The sequence below is a fragment of the Streptomyces sp. NPDC054883 genome, assembly GCF_053610645.1.
The window spans coordinates 36708-53637 of record NZ_JBSGYT010000015.1 but is presented as its reverse complement, the minus strand read 5'-3'; the positions used below and the strand labels follow the sequence as shown (position 1 = coordinate 53637).

Sequence of the window (16930 nt, the reverse complement as noted above, 5' to 3'; positions counted from 1 at the left end):
GGGCCGTCCGTTGCGGTACCTTTCAATCCCGTCCACCGCCCGGTTCCAGGGAGACGGCCGCATGACCACCGGTATTCGGCAGGACCGTGACGGAGCGGCGCAGCCGCCCCAGCGCTTCGTCATCAGCTTCGCGGGATTCAACCGGCCCTGGGCCGTGTGGATCGCGCACCGCCTGGAGGAGCACGGCCACCGCGTCGCCCTCCAGCGCTGGGACCCGCAGACCAGCCCGGGGATCACCGAGGCCCTCGACGACCTGGCACGGGCCGGCGGGAAGATCCTCGTCGTCCTCAGCGAGCGCTACTTCTCCGTCGGCACCCACACCGACGAGGAGTGGAACGCGGCCCTGCGCACCGTCACCGAACACCACCCCGACCGGTTCGCCGCCGTCTGCCTCACCGACGCCCCGCTGCCGAGCGCCGTGGCCGCCCTGGAGAAGACCGACCTGTGGGGGCTGGACGCCTACGAGGCCGAGTACCGGGTGCTGCGCCGGCTGGAGCTGCCCACCGACCGCATCGGCATCGAGAGCGGCCGCCGCGGCCCCCGCTTCCCCAACGACCCGCCGGAGATCTGGGGCCGGGTGCCGCGCCGCAACCCGCGCTTCACCGGCCGCAACGACGTCATCGGCCGACTGCGCGCCGCCCTCACCGAGGCACCGCCCGGCGCGTCCACCGTCACGCTGCTCGGCCTGTCCGGGGTGGGCAAGACGCAGGTCGCCACCGAGTACGCCTACCGCTTCGCCTCCGAGTACGACGTGGTCTGGTGGGTCCCGGCCGAGGACCGGCCCACCCTGCGCGAGCGGCTCGCGGACCTGGCCCCCGCGCTGGGCCTGCCGCCCGGCGCCGGGAGCTACGGCGAGCAGATCCGGGCCGTGCTGGAAGCGCTGCGGCGCGGGAACCCGTACTACCGCTGGCTGCTGGTCTTCGACGGCTGCGACAACCCCGACGACCTCACCGACCTGCTGCCCGCCGGCGCCGGCGACGTGATCATCACCTCCCGCAACCGCGAGTGGGCGGCCCGCCACACCAGCCTCGTCGAAGTCCCGCTGTACGCGCGCCCCGAGTCCGTGACCTTCATCCGCCGCCGGGCCCAGCGGCTCACCGCGGCCGAGGCCGACCAGCTCGCCGAGGCGCTGGAGGACTACCCGCTCGCCCTCGACCAGACCGCCGGCTGGCTCGCCGACTCGCCGATCGGCGTCGGCGAGTACCTGAACCTGCTGCAGAGCCGGCTCGACTCCCACGAGGCCGTCACCCTCTCCGACGACTACCCGCTGCCCTTCCCCACCGCCCTCGCGATACTCCTCAACAACGTACGGGAGAACTTCCCCGACGCCCTGGCGCTGCTGCGGCTGTTCGTCTTCTTCGCCCCCGGCCGGGTCCCGCTGCGGCTGCTGGGCGAGTTCCCCGCGGACGACGTGCCCGAGCAGCTCGCCGGACTGATCAACGACCAGATCCGGTGGAACGCCGCCCTCAACAAACTCGTCCAGTTCTCCGTCGTCCGGCTGGAGTACTCCGACCTGTCCGTCGAGGAGGGCGGCGGCCTGGAGACCGTCCAGCTGCACCGCATGGTCCACAACATCGTCCGCGGCAACCTCGGCGACGACGAGTCCGAGGAACTGTCCCGGGTCGTTCGCCAGGTCCTCGCCGCCGCCGACCCCGGCCGGCCCTCCGACTCCCGGCTCTGGCCCCGGTACGCCGAACTCATCCCGCACCTGGAGTCCGCCGGGGTGCTGCGCAGCTCCAACCCGCGCATCCAGAACTTCCTGCTGCACTGCCTGCGCTACCTGATGCTGGCCGGGGAGTACCGCACCTGCCTGCGGCTGGCCGAGGAGACCGACGGCATCTGGCGGCCCATGCTCGGCGAGGACCACGACCAGGTCCGCGAGCTCAGCTACCACTACGGCGGCGCCCTGCGGATGCTCGGCCACTTCCGGCAGGCCGAGACCCTCGCCAGGGCGCGGGCGGAGCGGCTGGTGGCCGAGCGCGGCCCGCGCGACCTCGAATCCCTGCGCGCCACCAGCTCGTACGCGGGGGTACTGCTCAGCACCGCCAAGTTCGAGCAGGCCCGCGAACTGCTCGAACACGCCTTCACCAGCTACCGCGAGCTGCTCGGCGAGGACGACTCCACCACCCTCAACGCACAGAACAACGTCGCCGTCGCGCTGCGCCTGCTCGGGCGCTACCAGGAGGCCTACGACACCGACCTCGACACCCTGCGGCGCCGCGAACGGGTGCTGCGGGTGCGGCACATCGCCACCCTGTCCTCCGGGATCGGCTGCGCGATGGGCCTGCGCCTGATGGGCCGCTACCGGGAGGCCCTGGCCCGCCAGGAACAGGGGCTCAAGATCAACGTCCAGGTCCTCGGCGCCAACCACCCGCAGACCCTGCGCGCCGAACACAACCTGGGCCTGTGCCTGCGCCGCTCCGGGGACATCCCCGGCGCGGGGGCCAGGCTGCGCAGCGTACTGGAGCGCTCGACGCGGGTGTTCGGGGCGGAATTCCCCTGGACGCTGATGGTCGCCTCCGACTACGCCACCTACCTGCGCGAGTACGGCGACGTGGACGAGGCCCGCCGCATCTCGGAGGACGTCGTACGGGGCTACCAGTCGCAGCTGGGCCTGGCCCACCCGTACAGCATCGGCACGGTCGGCAACCTCGGACTGGTGCTGAGGGCGCAGGGCGAGCGGGTGGAGGCGCTGAGCCTGGCGGAGCAGGCGCTGGTGGGCATGCGGGGGGCGCTGGGCGACCGGCACCCGTGGACCCTGGGCTGCGCGCTGAACGCCACCGGGCACCGGAACATCACCGGGCGGCTGGAGGACGCGGTGGAACTGAGCCGGGAGACGCTGCTGGGGGCGGAGCAGGTGCTGGGGCCGGACCACCCGATGACGCTGAGCGCGCAGATCGCGCTGGCCGCGGACCTGAGGGCGGTGCGGGAGGACGCGGAGGCGGCGAAGCACGAGGACGCGGGCCTCAAGGCGCTGACGCGCACCCTGGGCCCGCAACACGTCCACACGGTCTCGGCCCGCCAACAGACCCGCCCGTACTGGGACTTCGAACCCCAACCGTAGCCCGGTGCCCGGCGGAGCCGGGTTTCCCGGGGCTCCGCCCCAGACCCCGGGCCTCGAACGACGGCGAGGCTGCGCATGGCCGGCCCCGCCGGAGGTGGCCGGAAGGCCCGGACCCCGATCGGGGTCCGGGCCTTCCGGGTGGTGCGGGTCGCGGGAGCGACTTAGGCCTCGAAGACCTCGTTCAGCAGCAGCTGCTGCTCCGCCTGGTGGCGCTTCGCGGAGCCCACCGCCGGGGACGACCCGTGCGGGCGCGAGATGCGCCGCAGCCGCTCGCCCGCCGGGATGTCCGCGCCGACCGCCAGGTCGAGGTGGTCGATCAGGTTCAGCGCGATGAACGGCCACGCACCCTGGTTCGCCGGCTCCTCCTGCGCCCAGATGTACTTCGCCGCGTTCGGGAACTTCGCGATCTCCGCCTGGAGCTCCGCACCCGGCAGCGGGTACAGCCGCTCGATGCGGATGATCGCCGTGTCCGTGATGCCGCGCTTCTCCCGCTCGGCCTCCAGGTCGTAGTAGACCTTGCCCGCGCAGAAGACGACCTTGCGGACGGCGTTCGGGTCCACCGTGCTGTCGCCGATGACCGGACGGAACGAACCCGTCGTGAACTCCTCCGCCTTCGACGCCGCCGCCTTCAGACGCAGCATCGACTTCGGCGTGAAGACGATCAGCGGCTTGTGGTGCGGGTTGTGGACCTGCCAGCGCAGCAGGTGGAAGTAGTTCGACGGCAGGGTCGGCATCGCGACCGTCATGTTGTCCTGCGCGCACATCTGCAGGAAGCGCTCGGGACGCGCGGACGAGTGGTCCGGGCCCTGGCCCTCGTAGCCGTGCGGCAGGAGCAGCGTGACACCGGAGGTCTGGCCCCACTTCTGCTCGGCCGAGGAGATGAACTCGTCCACGACGGTCTGCGCACCGTTGACGAAGTCACCGAACTGGGCCTCCCAGAGGACCAGCGCGTCCGGACGGGCCAGCGAGTAGCCGTACTCGAAGCCCATGGCCGCGTACTCGGAGAGCAGCGAGTCGTAGACGTTGTAGCGGGCCTGGTCGTCCGACAGGTACTGCAGCGGGGTGTAGTCCTCGCCCGTCTCCCGGTCGATGAGGACCGCGTGCCGCTGACCGAACGTGCCGCGGCGGGAGTCCTGACCCGAGAGCCGGACCGGGGTGCCCTCCATCAGCAGGGAACCGAAGGCGAGGGTCTCGCCCATGCCCCAGTCGATGGTGCCCTCGTCGATCATCGCCGCGCGGCGCTGGAGCTGCGGCAGCAGACGCGGGTGGACGGTGACGTTCTCCGGGATGTTGACCTGCGCCTCGGCGATCCGCTTGACGACCTCCTGGGAGACCGCGGTGTTCACCGGAACCGGGAACTGCGCCTGCGCGGCCGGGGCCGGGGTGCCGATCGCGGGCTGCGTGGCGGCCTCGCGGACCTCCGCGAAGACCTTCTCCAGCTGGCCCTGGAAGTCCTGGAGCGCCTGCTCGGCCTCTTCCAGCGTGATGTCGCCGCGACCGATGAGGGACTCGGTGTACAGCTTGCGCACCGAGCGCTTCTTGTCGATCAGGTCGTACATCAGCGGCTGCGTGAACGCCGGATTGTCGGACTCGTTGTGGCCGCGGCGGCGGTAGCAGATGAGGTCGATGACCACGTCCTTGTTGAACGCCTGGCGGAACTCGAAGGCGAGCCGCGCGACGCGCACCACGGCCTCCGGGTCGTCGCCGTTCACGTGGAAGATCGGCGCCTCGATCATGCGGGCCACGTCGGTCGCGTACATGGACGAACGCGAGGACTCCGGGGCGGCGGTGAAGCCGACCTGGTTGTTGATGACCACGTGGACGGTACCGCCGGTGCGGTAGCCGCGCAGCTGCGACATGTTCAGCGTCTCGGCGACGACGCCCTGGCCGGCGAAGGCCGCGTCGCCGTGCAGCGCCAGGGGCAGGACGGTGAAGTCCGTGCCGCCCTTGTTGATGACGTCCTGCTTGGCGCGGGCGACGCCCTCCAGGACCGGGTCGACCGCCTCCAGGTGCGAGGGGTTCGCGACGAGCGAGACCTTGATCTGCTCCCCGTCCAGGCCGGTGAAGGTGCCCTCGGCGCCCAGGTGGTACTTGACGTCGCCGGAGCCGTGCATCGACTTCGGGTCGAGGTTGCCCTCGAACTCGCGGAAGATCTGCGCGTAGGACTTGCCGACGATGTTCGCGAGGACGTTCAGGCGGCCACGGTGGGCCATGCCGATGACGACCTCTTCGAGGCGGGCCTCGGCGGCCGAGTCGATGACGGCGTCCAGCAGCGGGATGACGGACTCGCCGCCCTCCAGGGAGAACCGCTTCTGGCCGACGTACTTCGTCTGCAGGAAGGTCTCGAAGGCCTCCGCCGCGTTCAGCCGGCGCAGGATGCGCAGCTGCTCCTCGCGCTCCGGCTTGGAGTGCGGGCGCTCGATGCGGTCCTGGATCCACTTGCGCTGCTTCGGGTCCTGGATGTGCATGAACTCGACGCCGGTGGTGCGGCAGTACGAGTCGCGCAGCACGCCGAGGATGTCGCGCAGCTTCATCATCGACTTGCCGGAGAAGCCGCCGACCGCGAACTCGCGCTCCAGGTCCCACAGGGTGAGGCCGTGCTCGGTGATGTCGAGGTCGGGGTGCTTGCGCTGCTTGTACTCCAGCGGGTCGGTGTCGGCCATGACGTGGCCGCGGACCCGGTAGGAGTGGATCAGCTCGAAGACGCGCGCGGCCTTGGTGACGTCGTCGTCGTGGGAGGCGTCGATGTCCCGGAGCCAGCGGACCGGCTCGTACGGGATGCGCAGCGCCTCGAAGACGTCGTCGTAGAAGCCGTTCTCGCCCAGCAGCAGGTTCGCGACGATGCGCAGGAACTCGCCGGAGGCCGCACCCTGGATGACCCGGTGGTCGTAGGTCGAGGTCAGGGTCATGACCTTGGAGATGCCCAGCTTGTTCAGGGTGTCCTGCGACGTGCCCTGGAACTCGGCGGGGTAGTCCATCGAGCCGACGCCCATGATGACCGACTGACCGGGCATCAGACGCGGCACGGAGTGAACGGTGCCCAGGCCGCCGGGGTTGGTCAGCGAGACGGTGACGCCGGTGAAGTCGTCCATCGTCAGCTTGCCGACGCGGGCGCGGCGGACGATGTCCTCGTACGCCTGCCAGAACTCGAAGAAGTTGAGGGTCTCGGCCTTCTTGATGCCGGCGACGACGAGCTGCCGGTCGCCGTTGGCCTTCACCAGGTCGATCGCCAGGCCGAAGTTCACGTGCTCCGGCTTGACCAGGGTCGGCTTGCCGTCCTTCTCCGCGAAGGAGTAGTTCATCGACGGCATGGCCTTGATGGCCTGCACCATCGCGTAGCCGATCAGGTGCGTGAAGGAGATCTTCCCGCCCCGGGCGCGCTTGAGGTGGTTGTTGATGACGATGCGGTTGTCGAACAGCAGCTTCACCGGGACGGCGCGGACGGACGTGGCCGTCGGGACGTCCAGCGAGGCGTTCATGTTCTTGGCTACGGCGGCGGCCGGACCGCGGAGCGTCACCAGCTCGGGCCCGGCGGGGGCCTCGGTGGTGGGCGCGGACTTCTGCGGGGCAACCGGAGCGGCGGCAGGGGGCGCGGCCGGTGCGGTGGCCGGGGCCTGGGAGGTGACAGTCACAGCAGGGGCACCAGAGGGGGTGGCAGGAGCAGGGGCAGGAGCTGACACGGGCGCGGCAACAGGGGCTCCGTCGGAGCCGGTGTTCGCCACGGGAGGTGCGGCGCTCGCCGCCCCCGTGGCGGCTGCGACGCTGGCCCGCGGGACCTCGGCGGTGACGGTGGCGGCGGCCTGTGCGGAGGCGCCGTCCGTCGTCGTGGACTTCTCGGGACCATCCGCCTTCACGGGAGCGGCAGCGCCCCCCGGCTTGTAGTCGGCGAAGAAGTCCCACCAGGCCCGGTCGACCGAGTTGGGGTCCTGGAGGTACTGCTGGTAGATCTCGTCGACGAGCCACTCGTTGGCACCGAAGCCTGAGGCAGGGGTCTTCCCGCCCTCTGCTGCTTCGGTCGTGGTGCTCGGGTTACTGGGGGACTGTGGCGACACGGCGGCAACCGCCCTCTTCCGCTTCACAAGGTATGGACAGCGGGAATAAAGGCTACGCCTCCCGGAGGGGGTGATGCAGGCCGGGCGGGAGTTACGTCGCGCAGGTCACATCGAACAGCGGGTTTCACAGCCGGGAATGGCGGGAAACAAGCGTGGTTCGGGTAGGGGGTACCGAGGTTGCGGCCCCCTTGGCTACGCACCCCTTACGACCCCTGCCGGGTGTGGCCGAGATCATGTCTTTTCCCACTCGAACCCTACGTCAACGCGGCGCCCGCGAGCTTCCCGGAAGCGTGACGAGGATGCGGCAGCCCCGTGACGATTCGGCCACGCGGATGTCCCCTCCGTGCAGGCCGACGGCCCAGCGGGCGATCGCCAGGCCCAGCCCCGTACCGCCGTCGCCGCCGCCCGCGCTGCCCCGGTTGAAGCGCTCGAAGACCCTGTGGCGTTCCTCTTCCGGGATTCCAGGGCCTTCGTCCCGGACCTCGACCACGAGGCTGCCGGGGGCGTCCCCGGCCCGGGCGCGGACCGTGACCCGGCCGTGCGGCGGGCTGTGCTTGACCGCGTTGTCGATCAGGTTCGCCACCACCTGGTGCAGCCGCTCCGCGTCCGCGTACGCGGTCAGGCCCGACGGGTGCACGTCCAGGTGGAGGTGAACGTCGTTGCGCGTGTGGCCGCCCGACCCGGTGGCCAGCCCCGGCCGCCCCGCCGCCGCCAGCCCCGACTCCTTGAGCACCCCCGACAGGTACGGCCACACCTCGAACCGGCGCGCCCGCAGCGGCACCACCCCGTTGTCCACCCGGGACAGGTCCAGCAGGGTCTCCACGAGCCGGCCGAGCCGCTCAGTCTGCTTGAGCGCGGTCCGCATGGTCTCCGGATCGGCCTGCGAGACCCCGTCCACCACGTTCTCCAGCACCGCGCGCAGCGCCGCGATCGGCGTGCGCAGCTCGTGCGAGACGTTGGCGACGAGCTCCTTGCGGTGCCGGTCCACCGCCTCCAGGTCGTCCGCCATCAAGTTGATCGTCGAGGCCAGGTCGCCCAGCTCGTCGCGGCGCCCGGCCCCGCGCACCCGGCGCGTGTAGTCGCCCCGGGAGATCGCCCCGGCCACCGTCGTCATGTCGTCCAGCGGCGCCGTCAGGCTGTGCGCCACGAACTGGGTGATCAGCATCGAGGCGATCACCGAGAACACGGTGATGAACCGCAGCTCCGTATCGGTGCGCAGGGCCACCATCAGCAGCCCCGTCGTGATGAACACGGACACCACGACGAGCGAGCCCAGCTTCGTCTTGATCGAGAACGGCGAGAACGGGCGCAGGCCGGCGGCCCGCTCACCGGCGCCGCCGGTACGGCCCGCGCCGCGCCCCCGGCCGGGGCGGGCGCCGCTCACGGCTGGGCCGGGGTCTCCAGGGCGTACCCGACGCCGTGGACCGTACGGATCCGCTCGGCGCCGATCTTCCGGCGCAGCGCCTTGATGTGGCTGTCGACCGTACGGGTCCCCGACGCGTCCGCCCAGTCCCACACCTCGGCCAGCAGCTGCTCCCGCGAGAGCACCGCGCGCGGCGTCCCGGCCAGGCACACCAGCAGGTCGAACTCGGTCGGCGTCAGGTGCACGTCCTCCGCCTGCACCCGCACCCGGCGCTGCGCGTGGTCGATCTCCAGGTCACCCAGGCGCAGCGTCGCCCCGCGCGGGGCGGTCGCCGCCTGCGTGGCCCGCTCCACCCGGCGCAGCAGGACGTGCACCCGTGCGGCCAGCTCCCGCATCGAGAAGGGCTTCGTCATGTAGTCGTCGGCGCCGACCCCGAGCCCCACCAGCATGTCGGTCTCGTCGTCCCGTGCGGTCAGCATCAGCACCGGCACCGGCCGCTGCGCCTGGACGCGGCGGCAGACCTCCAGCCCGTCGAAGCCGGGCAGCATGACGTCCAGCACCAGCAGCTCGGGCAGCCAGCTCTCGGCCGTGGTGACCGCGGCCGGACCGTCGTACGCCGTCTGCACCTGGAACCCCTCGGCGCGCAGCCGAGCCGAGATGGCGTCGGCGATGGTGCGGTCGTCCTCGACCACGAGCACGCGCCGCTGGGCACCTGGAGTGGCCGCGGCGCCGCCGTGGGTGGTGTGTGTCTGTTCCATGTCCCGCCCCTGAAGATCCCGCGTGATGGGGTGCAGCGTAGAGGAGGCACCGGCCCGCGGCCATGTGGGGTTCCGACGGACCGCCGCGGGCGTCCGGAACCGGCTCGCGGGGTGTCGGGCGGATCACGGCCGGGCCCGGCCGTGATCCGCTAGCCCTCGAACGGCGGCAGCGCGTCCAGCACCTTCGTCAACTCCGCTGGGACCGAACCGTCGTTGGTGACCACCTTGAGCGGGCCGCGCACGAAGGTGTACGTGAACCCGTCGAAGACCGTCCCGCCGCTCTTGGCGGCCCGGGGCAGGTGCGCGAAGTCCGCCGCCTCGACCGCCGAGCGCAGCCTGCCGAGCTGGGCCGGCGAGAGCCGGCCGGCGCCCTCCGGTTCGGCGTGCGCGCCCCGGCGGGTCCACGCGCCGTCGGACGTGACGGCCAGGGTGTGCGTCCGGCCGGCGAAGCCGCCGCTGCGGGTGACCGTGACCAGCCCCTCGGCGGCGGCGGGCGGCGGGGAGGGCGCCCCCGGCTCGGGCGCGCGCGCCGACGGGTCCTGCGGCGCGGGCAGACTCCCGCCGGGCGTCGCCTCCGCGGTGAAGGTGACCAGCGCGTGGTCCGGCCGGGCCAGACCGCATCCGCTCAGGACCACCGCGCCCAGCAGTACCGCCGCCATCACCCGGAACGCTCGCACAACCCACCTCCGCTGGAACGGGGGCCGACCCGAACCCCGAGTATGGAGTCCGCACCACTCGCACGGAAGCACCCGGAGGCCGACATCAGCCGCACAGCCCTGTGGCGCGGGCTGCCGCCGCTCCTCGCCGTCGTCCTCGGCCTCTGGGGCCTGGAACGCGGCCCCGGCGCCGGCAGCATGTGGCGCGACGAATCCGTCACCGTCCAGGTGGCGCACCGCCCGCTCGCCGCCCTCGCGGCGCTCCTCGGGCGGGTCGACGCCGTCCACGGGCTGTACTACCTGCTGCTGCACGGGGTCTACGCCCTGTGGGAGGGCGGCCTGTGGGCGCTGCGCCTGCCCTCCGTCGCCGCCACCGCGCTGGCCGCGGCCGGAGTGGCCGCGGTGGCGCACCGGCTGGCCGGGTCCCGGGCCGCGGTGATCGCCGGGAGCGCCTACGCCGCGCTGCCGCCGGTGCAGATGTACGCCCAGGAGGGACGCTCGTACGCCCTCGTCGCCTGCGCCGTGGTCTGGGCCACCCACCTGATGCTGGCCGAGCGGTGGGCGGCGTACGCGATGGTGCTGCTGGCCGGCTGCTGGCTGCACGAGTTCGCGGTACTGGCCCTGCTCGCGCACGGCTGCGCCGCCTGGCGCTCGCGCGGCTGGCGGTGGAGCGCCGCGGCCGTCGCCGCCGCGCTGGCGCCGCTGGCCCTCGTCAGCGCCCGGCAGGCGCAGCAGCAGCTCGGCTGGCTCGGGCGGCCGGGCTGGCAGGACTGGACGGCCTACGGTGCGCTCGCGCTCGCGGTGCTGCTGCTCGCGCGGGGCCTGCGCGACGCGCCGCACGCCCTGCGGGTCGCCGTACCGCTCGCGCTGCTGCCGCCGGGGCTGCTGCTCGCCGTGTCCCTGGTGCACCCCTGGTACGTCGACCGGTACGTGCTCTACTCGCTGGCCGGGCTCGCGCTGCTGATCGGGCTGCGGCTCGCCCGGGCCGAGGGCGTGCGGGCGCGCGCGGTGTGGCCGTGGGCGCTGGCCGGGGCGCTGCTGGTGCCGTGGGCGTGGTGGTCGGGGTGGCTGCGGACCTCCGACAGCCGCAAGGACGACGTACTGGCGGTGGCCGCCGCCGTCCGGGAGCGGGCCCGGCCCGGGGACGCCGTGCTCTTCATGCCGGCGCGGCGGCGCGAGTGGCTGCTGTCCTCACCGGCGACGTACGCGCCCCTGCACGACCTCGCCCTGGCCCGGACCCCGGTGGCCTCGCACAGCCTGTGGGGGACCGAGCTGCCCGCCGGGGAGATACGGGCGCGGCTGGCCGGGACACCGCGGGTGCTGGCGCTGCTCGACCCGCCGGGGCAACCGCTGGACCCGTACCCGGCCGAGGCCGCGAAGCGGGAGGCGCTCGCAGCCGGGTTCCGGCTGTGCTCGGTGACGGACGTACGCGGCGCGCGGATCGCGGTGTACGGCCGGGCGGCGGCCGACTGCGGCTGAAGGCGGCGCCGGGGCGCGGTGGTTGGATGGGCCGGTCGACCCTGCCGGAGGACCCGTATGAACGACAGCGAACGCCCCTTCGGCCCCCTGATCGGGGCCGAGCAGCTCGCCGACCGCCTCGCCGAGCCCGGCCTGGTGGTCTTCGACGCCTCCGTCGGCGCACTGCGCGGCGCGGACCGGCGGATCCCGGGGGCCCGCCCCTTCGACCTCGACGGGGCGCTGTCCGATCACGGGGCCACCGTCCCGCACACCATGCCCGCGGCCGCGGACTTCGAGGAGGCGGTGCGCGGCCTCGGACTGGGCGACCGCGACACGGTGGTCGTCTACGACGGCGCCGGGATCTACTCCAGCGCCCGGGCCTGGTGGATGCTGCGCGCGATGGGCTTCGACCGGGCCGCCGTGCTGGACGGCGGGCTCCCCGCCTGGACCGCCGCCGGTCTTCCGCTGGAGGACACCGCCCCGGCGTACGGGGGCCCGCGCGGCACCTTCACCGCCCGGCCGCGCCCCGGGCTGCTCGTGGACGCCGTCGCGGTGGCCGCGGCCCTGGCGGATCCCGCCGCCGCCGTGCTCGACGCCCGCACCAGGGAGCGGTTCGCGGGCACCGCCCCGGAACCGCGGCCGGGGCTGCGCGGCGGACACATGCCGGGCGCGGCCAGCCTGCCCTTCGCGGAACTCAAGACCTCGGACGGCCTGATGCGGCCGCCGGGGGAGCTGCGGGAGGCGTTCCGGGCGGTGGCGGGGGACCGCGAGCGGCTCTACTTCAGCTGCGGCTCCGGGGTGACGGCCTGCGTCCTCGCACTGGGCGCCGAGCTGGCCGGCTACCGGGAGAGCGCCGTGTACGACGGCTCGTGGAGCGAATGGGGCCTGCCCGGCCGGAGCCAGGACCGCCCGGTGGTGACGGCGGGTTAACCCCCGGCCGGCCGGGATGGCGACCCCACCGCGTCGGGGTCCGGGGTCGACAGGGTTCCGCACGTGAGCTCCCGCCGTCGCGTCCTCATCGCCCTGGCCGCCCTCGCGTCCCGGCGGGACGGCTCCTCACCGGCTGCTCGCCCGGCCGGCTCGCCGGCGGGCAGAAGACGGCGAGCGACGGCGCCGACGTGACCGGGACCGTCCACTGCGTCGAGGTGGCGGACGGGCGGCACGGCTCCGTCGAGGTCACCCGGGCAGCGGCCCGGGCGGCACCGTCCACCGCAACGGTCGGCCCCGAGCGTGTTCGCCCCGGGCGAACTCAGGTTGGGGAACATCGGGGGGCTCCGGGACATTGAGTCCGCATAGCTCAACTTCACTGCCGGAGGGAAGATCATGGCTTCGACGTCCGTAACGCTCACCCTGCCCGTGCTGCCGCTCGTTGACGAGGTCGTGCTGCCCGGAATGGTGGTACCGCTAGACCTGTCCGACGCCGAGGTGCGCGGAGCCGTGGAGGCCGCCCAGGCCGCCGCGGGCAGCGGGAAGCCGCGGGTGCTGCTCGTACCGCGGCTCGACGGGAAGTACGCCGGGACCGGGGTGCTCGGGACCGTCGAGCAGGTGGGACGGCTCTCCGACGGCGACCCCGGGGCGCTGATCCGCGGCCGCGGCCGCGTCCGCATCGGTGCCGGGACCACCGGCCCCGGGGCCGCGCTGTGGGTGGAGGGGGAGACCGTCGACGAGCAGGTGCCCGACCCGCTGCCCGGGGCCGTCGCCGAACTCGTCAAGGAGTACAAGGCCCTCGCCACCAGCTGGCTCAAGAAGCGCGGGGCCTGGCAGGTCGTGGACCGGGTCCAGCAGATCGAAGGGGTCTCGGCGCTCGCCGACAACTCCGGGTACTCGCCGTTCCTGACGGTGGCCCAGAAGGTCGAGCTGCTGGAGACGGCCGACCCCGTCGCCCGGCTCAAGCTCGCCGTCAAGGCACTCAGTGAGCACCTCGCCGAACAGGACGTCGCCGAATCCATCGCCAAGGACGTCCAGGACGGCGTCGACAAGCAGCAGCGCGAGTTCCTGCTCCGCCGCCAGCTGGAAGCCGTCCGCAAGGAACTGCGCGAACTGAACGGCGAGAAGGAAGGCGAGGAGTCCGACGACTACCGGGCCCGGGTCGAGGCCGCGGACCTGCCCGAGAAGGTACGGGAGGCCGCGCTCAAGGAAGTCGAGAAGCTGGAGCGCTCCAGCGACCAGTCGCCCGAGGGCTCCTGGATCCGCACCTGGCTCGACACCGTGCTGGAACTGCCCTGGAACGAGCGCACCGAGGACGAGTACGACATCCGCGGCGCCCGCGCGGTGCTCGACGCCGAACACGCCGGGCTCAGCGACGTGAAGGACCGGATCACCGAGTACCTCGCCGTGCGCAAGCGGCGCTCCGAGCGCGGCATGGGCGTCATCGGCGGCCGCCGCGGCGGCGCCGTACTGGCCCTGGTCGGACCGCCCGGCGTCGGAAAGACCTCACTCGGGGAATCGGTCGCGCACGCCATGGGCCGCAAGTTCGTCCGGGTCGCGCTGGGCGGCGTACGGGACGAGGCCGAGATCCGCGGCCACCGGCGCACGTACGTCGGTGCGCTGCCCGGCCGGATCGTACGGGCCATCAAGGAGGCCGGGTCCATGAACCCGGTCGTGCTCCTGGACGAGATCGACAAGGTCGGCTCCGACTTCCGCGGGGACCCGGCCGCCGCCCTGCTGGAGGTGCTGGACCCGGCGCAGAACCACACCTTCCGGGACCACTACCTGGAGGTGGAGCTGGACCTGAGCGACGTGGTGTTCCTGGCCACCGCGAACGTCCTCGAAGCAATCCCCGAGGCGCTCGCCGACCGCATGGAGCTCGTCCGGCTCGACGGCTACACCGAGGACGAGAAGATCGTCATCGCCCGTGACCACCTGCTGCCGCGCCAGCTGGAGCGGGCCGGCCTCGCCGCCGACGAGGTGGTCCTGGAGGAGGGGGCGCTGCGCAAGCTGGCGGGGGAGTACACCCGGGAGGCGGGCGTGCGCACCCTGGAGCGGTCCCTGGCGCGGCTGCTGCGCAAGGTCGCCTCGCAGCACGAGCTGGGCGAGCGGGACCTGCCCTTCACCATCGGAGCCGAGGACCTGCGGGCGCTCATCGGGCGGCCGCACCACGTCCCGGAGTCCGCGCAGGACCCGGCCGAGCGGCGCACCGCCGTACCGGGCGTGGCCACCGGCCTCGCCGTGACGGGAGCGGGCGGCGACGTGCTGTTCGTGGAGGCCTCGCTGGCCGATCCGGAGACCGGGGCGGCCGGGCTGACCCTGACCGGGCAGCTGGGCGACGTGATGAAGGAGTCGGCGCAGATCGCGCTCAGCTTCCTGCGCTCGCACGGCGCGGAGCTGGAGCTTCCGGTCGCCGACCTCAAGGACCGGGGCGTGCACATCCACTTCCCGGCCGGAGCGGTGCCGAAGGACGGCCCGAGCGCGGGCATCACGATGACGACCGCGCTGGCCTCGCTGCTGTCGGGGCGGCAGGTGCGGACGGACGTGGCCATGACCGGTGAGGTCTCGCTGACCGGGCGGGTGCTGCCGATCGGCGGGGTCAAGCAGAAGCTGCTCGCCGCGCACCGGGCGGGGCTGACGACGGTGATCATCCCGAAGCGGAACGAAGCGGACCTCGACGACGTGCCGGCGGAGGTGCTGGAGGGCTTGGAGGTGCACCCGGTGACCGATGTGCGGCAGGTCTTGGAGCTGGCCCTCGCGGAGGCGGAGGTGACCGCCGTAACGGCTGCCGCGTAGCGCCTGGCCGGCGGTGGACGAGTCATGCCCGGCGGGGCCTGGTGAAGCCGGCTCCGCCGGGCACCGGGCTCCGCCCGGGCTCGCGCCCCAATCGCCGGCGGGGCTGAGGTGGCGGGCCCGCGCCTCCAAGGCCGGCGAGGCCGAATCGGCCGAGCCGCGGCTCGAACGCCCATGGGGCTGGAAGTGTGGGCGCGCTGCGAAATACTGGGTGTACGCAGCGTGAGAACACCACCGATGGGAGCCGGACGTGCACGGGAGAGAAGACCAGGAGTTCCTTGCCCTGGAGCGGGAGCTCTCCGTCTTCCTCCGGCGCGCCCGCGCCTCCTCCGGGGAGATGGCCCGGGCTCTCCACCCCGAGCTGGAGCCGGCCGCGTACGGGCTGCTCGTCCGGCTGGAGGCCGCCGGGCGGCAGCGGGCCACCGAACTCGCCGGCTACTTCGGCGTCGGCAAGGCCACCATGAGCCGCCAGCTGCGCGCCCTGGAGCTGCTCGGCCTGGTCGCCCGGGAGCCGGACCCCGCCGACGGCCGGGCCTTCCTCGTCGGGCTCACCGAGGAGGGCCGGGCCCGGTTCCTGCGGGTCCGGGGCGCCCGGCGCGAGCAGTACATGCGCAAGCTGGCCGACTGGGACCGGGGCGAGGTCGCCGAACTGGCCCGGCTGCTCCACCAGCTGAACCAGGGCGCCGAGTAGCGCTCCCCGCCCGCGTTCAGAGCTCCGCGTACACCGCCGACGCGTCGTCGTGGCGCTTGTGGCGGGCCGACGGGCGGGCCGGGTCGGACTCGACCGCCCGGACCCGGCCGATCAGGCCCTCGGCGCCTTCCTTCCGCAGTACCGCCATGCAGGCCGCCCAGTCGCCTTCCCGGAAGGTGTCCGTCCACCGGCTGGCCCCGTCCGTGAGCGCGGCCACCGCCCGGACCTGCGCCCTCGGCGTACGCCCGGTCACCGCCCGGGCCGCGACCGCCGGGTCCGCGGCCGCCGTGAAGAAACCGCCGTCCGCGTTGCGCAGCGCGTCCGCCGTGGCCACCGAGCGCAGCGCCGCCCGCGGGACCCGGTCCAGCCGGTCGTCCAGTACGGCCGTGATCCCGCCCCCGGGCGCCTGGAGGAGCAGGACGGAATCCGACAGCACCAGGTGCTCCACGTGGGTCTCGTCCCAGCGGACCATCACCACCGTCGCCTGCGGGGTGCGCACGTGAGAAAGGTCACAGCCACCGCCGTGGGCTCCGGCGGTCGCCTCGATGGCCTCCGCGAGGATCCGCTCCAGTGGCATGTCCCTTCGCGAGCCCGACAGTTCGGTCAACCGGCCGCCGAGCCGGGCCGCGAACCACGGCACCCCGTGCACGCACCCGTCGTCGCCGCGCGGCGGCGTGACTCCGTCGAGAACCACCACAACTCCGCCGCCCAAGGCGGGTATCGCGGCCGAGACCCAGTCCTCGTTGGGGCGTTCCGGGCTGCCGGCCACCGAGGCCAAGTCGATGCGCATGCGGACATTCTGCCCCGCGCCGCGGCCGCGGCCCGAACCCCGTGTCGGCGAAGGTCCGTACCAAACCAGGAGGGTTGGGACGGCCCCGCGCGCGGCCCCCGGGGTCACGAGGGTGGGGCATCTTGCCAAAGCGCCCCGCGAAGTTTCAACCGCCCGTCCACGGAGGGCACCTGGCACACGCTGCCCGAGTTGGTCGGCCACTCCTCCGTGATGTTCACTCCTTCGAGTGGCGGGGTGGGCGATGTGCGGCCCTGTTCCCATCGCACTGCGAAGGTCTGAGGCGGTACGAGGGGGCAGGGGGCGTTTACTTGTTGACCGGCCGTTACCTCGGCCACACGAGTAGACGAGCACGAGCACACGTACAGGATTGCGAGCACC

Annotated in this window: 10 protein-coding genes; 5 read left to right on the top strand and 5 right to left on the bottom strand. The window is 73.0% G+C overall.

What is annotated here, in order from left to right:
- Positions 1–61 precede the first annotated feature (61 nt).
- Positions 62–3064 carry an FxSxx-COOH system tetratricopeptide repeat protein gene (gene fxsT / locus ACWGH1_RS14100; protein WP_453354261.1) on the top strand — a complete coding sequence of 1001 codons (3003 nt, stop codon included), beginning with the start codon at positions 62–64 and terminating at the stop codon, positions 3062–3064.
- A 161-nt stretch (positions 3065–3225) separates the two neighbouring features.
- On the opposite strand, the gene ACWGH1_RS14095 is transcribed toward fxsT, so the two are convergent.
- The 4 genes from ACWGH1_RS14095 to ACWGH1_RS14080 form a co-directional block, all read right to left on the bottom strand.
- Positions 3226–7116, bottom strand: a complete 3891-nt coding sequence (locus ACWGH1_RS14095; protein WP_453355416.1) for a multifunctional oxoglutarate decarboxylase/oxoglutarate dehydrogenase thiamine pyrophosphate-binding subunit/dihydrolipoyllysine-residue succinyltransferase subunit — start codon at positions 7114–7116, stop codon at positions 3226–3228.
- 259 nt (positions 7117–7375) lie between these two features.
- Positions 7376–8500, bottom strand: a complete 1125-nt coding sequence (locus ACWGH1_RS14090) for a HAMP domain-containing sensor histidine kinase (RefSeq protein WP_453355417.1) — start codon at positions 8498–8500, stop codon at positions 7376–7378.
- The gene (locus tag ACWGH1_RS14085) at positions 8497–9237 is read right to left on the bottom strand and encodes a response regulator transcription factor (RefSeq protein ID WP_453355418.1); all 741 of its coding nucleotides are present in this window, start codon (positions 9235–9237) and stop codon (positions 8497–8499) included. The genes ACWGH1_RS14090 and ACWGH1_RS14085 overlap by 4 nt, the downstream gene beginning before the upstream one ends.
- 149 nt (positions 9238–9386) lie before the next feature.
- The gene (locus ACWGH1_RS14080; RefSeq protein ID WP_453355528.1) at positions 9387–9914 is read right to left on the bottom strand and encodes a hypothetical protein; all 528 of its coding nucleotides are present in this window, start codon (positions 9912–9914) and stop codon (positions 9387–9389) included.
- 42 nt (positions 9915–9956) lie between these two features.
- Here ACWGH1_RS14080 and ACWGH1_RS14075 point away from each other — a divergent pair, with 42 nt between their 5' ends.
- The 4 genes from ACWGH1_RS14075 to ACWGH1_RS14060 all read left to right on the top strand — a co-directional run bounded on the left by ACWGH1_RS14075 (position 9957) and on the right by ACWGH1_RS14060 (position 15762).
- Positions 9957–11372 carry a glycosyltransferase family 39 protein gene (locus tag ACWGH1_RS14075; RefSeq protein WP_453355527.1) on the top strand — a complete coding sequence of 472 codons (1416 nt, stop codon included), beginning with the start codon at positions 9957–9959 and terminating at the stop codon, positions 11370–11372.
- A 57-nt stretch (positions 11373–11429) separates the two neighbouring features.
- Positions 11430–12281 carry a sulfurtransferase gene (locus ACWGH1_RS14070; RefSeq protein WP_453355526.1) on the top strand — a complete coding sequence of 284 codons (852 nt, stop codon included), beginning with the start codon at positions 11430–11432 and terminating at the stop codon, positions 12279–12281.
- 393 nt (positions 12282–12674) lie between these two features.
- On the top strand, positions 12675–15074 hold the full coding sequence (gene lon, locus ACWGH1_RS14065; protein ID WP_453408682.1) for an endopeptidase La: 2400 nt from the start codon (positions 12675–12677) through the stop codon (positions 15072–15074).
- A gap of 247 nt (positions 15075–15321) precedes the next feature.
- Positions 15322–15762, top strand: coding sequence for a MarR family winged helix-turn-helix transcriptional regulator (locus ACWGH1_RS14060; protein WP_453356545.1), 441 nt, complete (start codon positions 15322–15324; stop codon positions 15760–15762).
- Positions 15763–15778: 16 nt separating this feature from the next.
- On the opposite strand, the gene ACWGH1_RS14055 is transcribed toward ACWGH1_RS14060, so the two are convergent.
- A complete protein-coding gene (locus tag ACWGH1_RS14055; RefSeq protein ID WP_453356546.1) occupies positions 15779–16552 on the bottom strand; it encodes a hypothetical protein in 774 nt (257 codons plus the stop codon).
- Between the last annotated feature and the right edge of the window lie 378 nt (positions 16553–16930).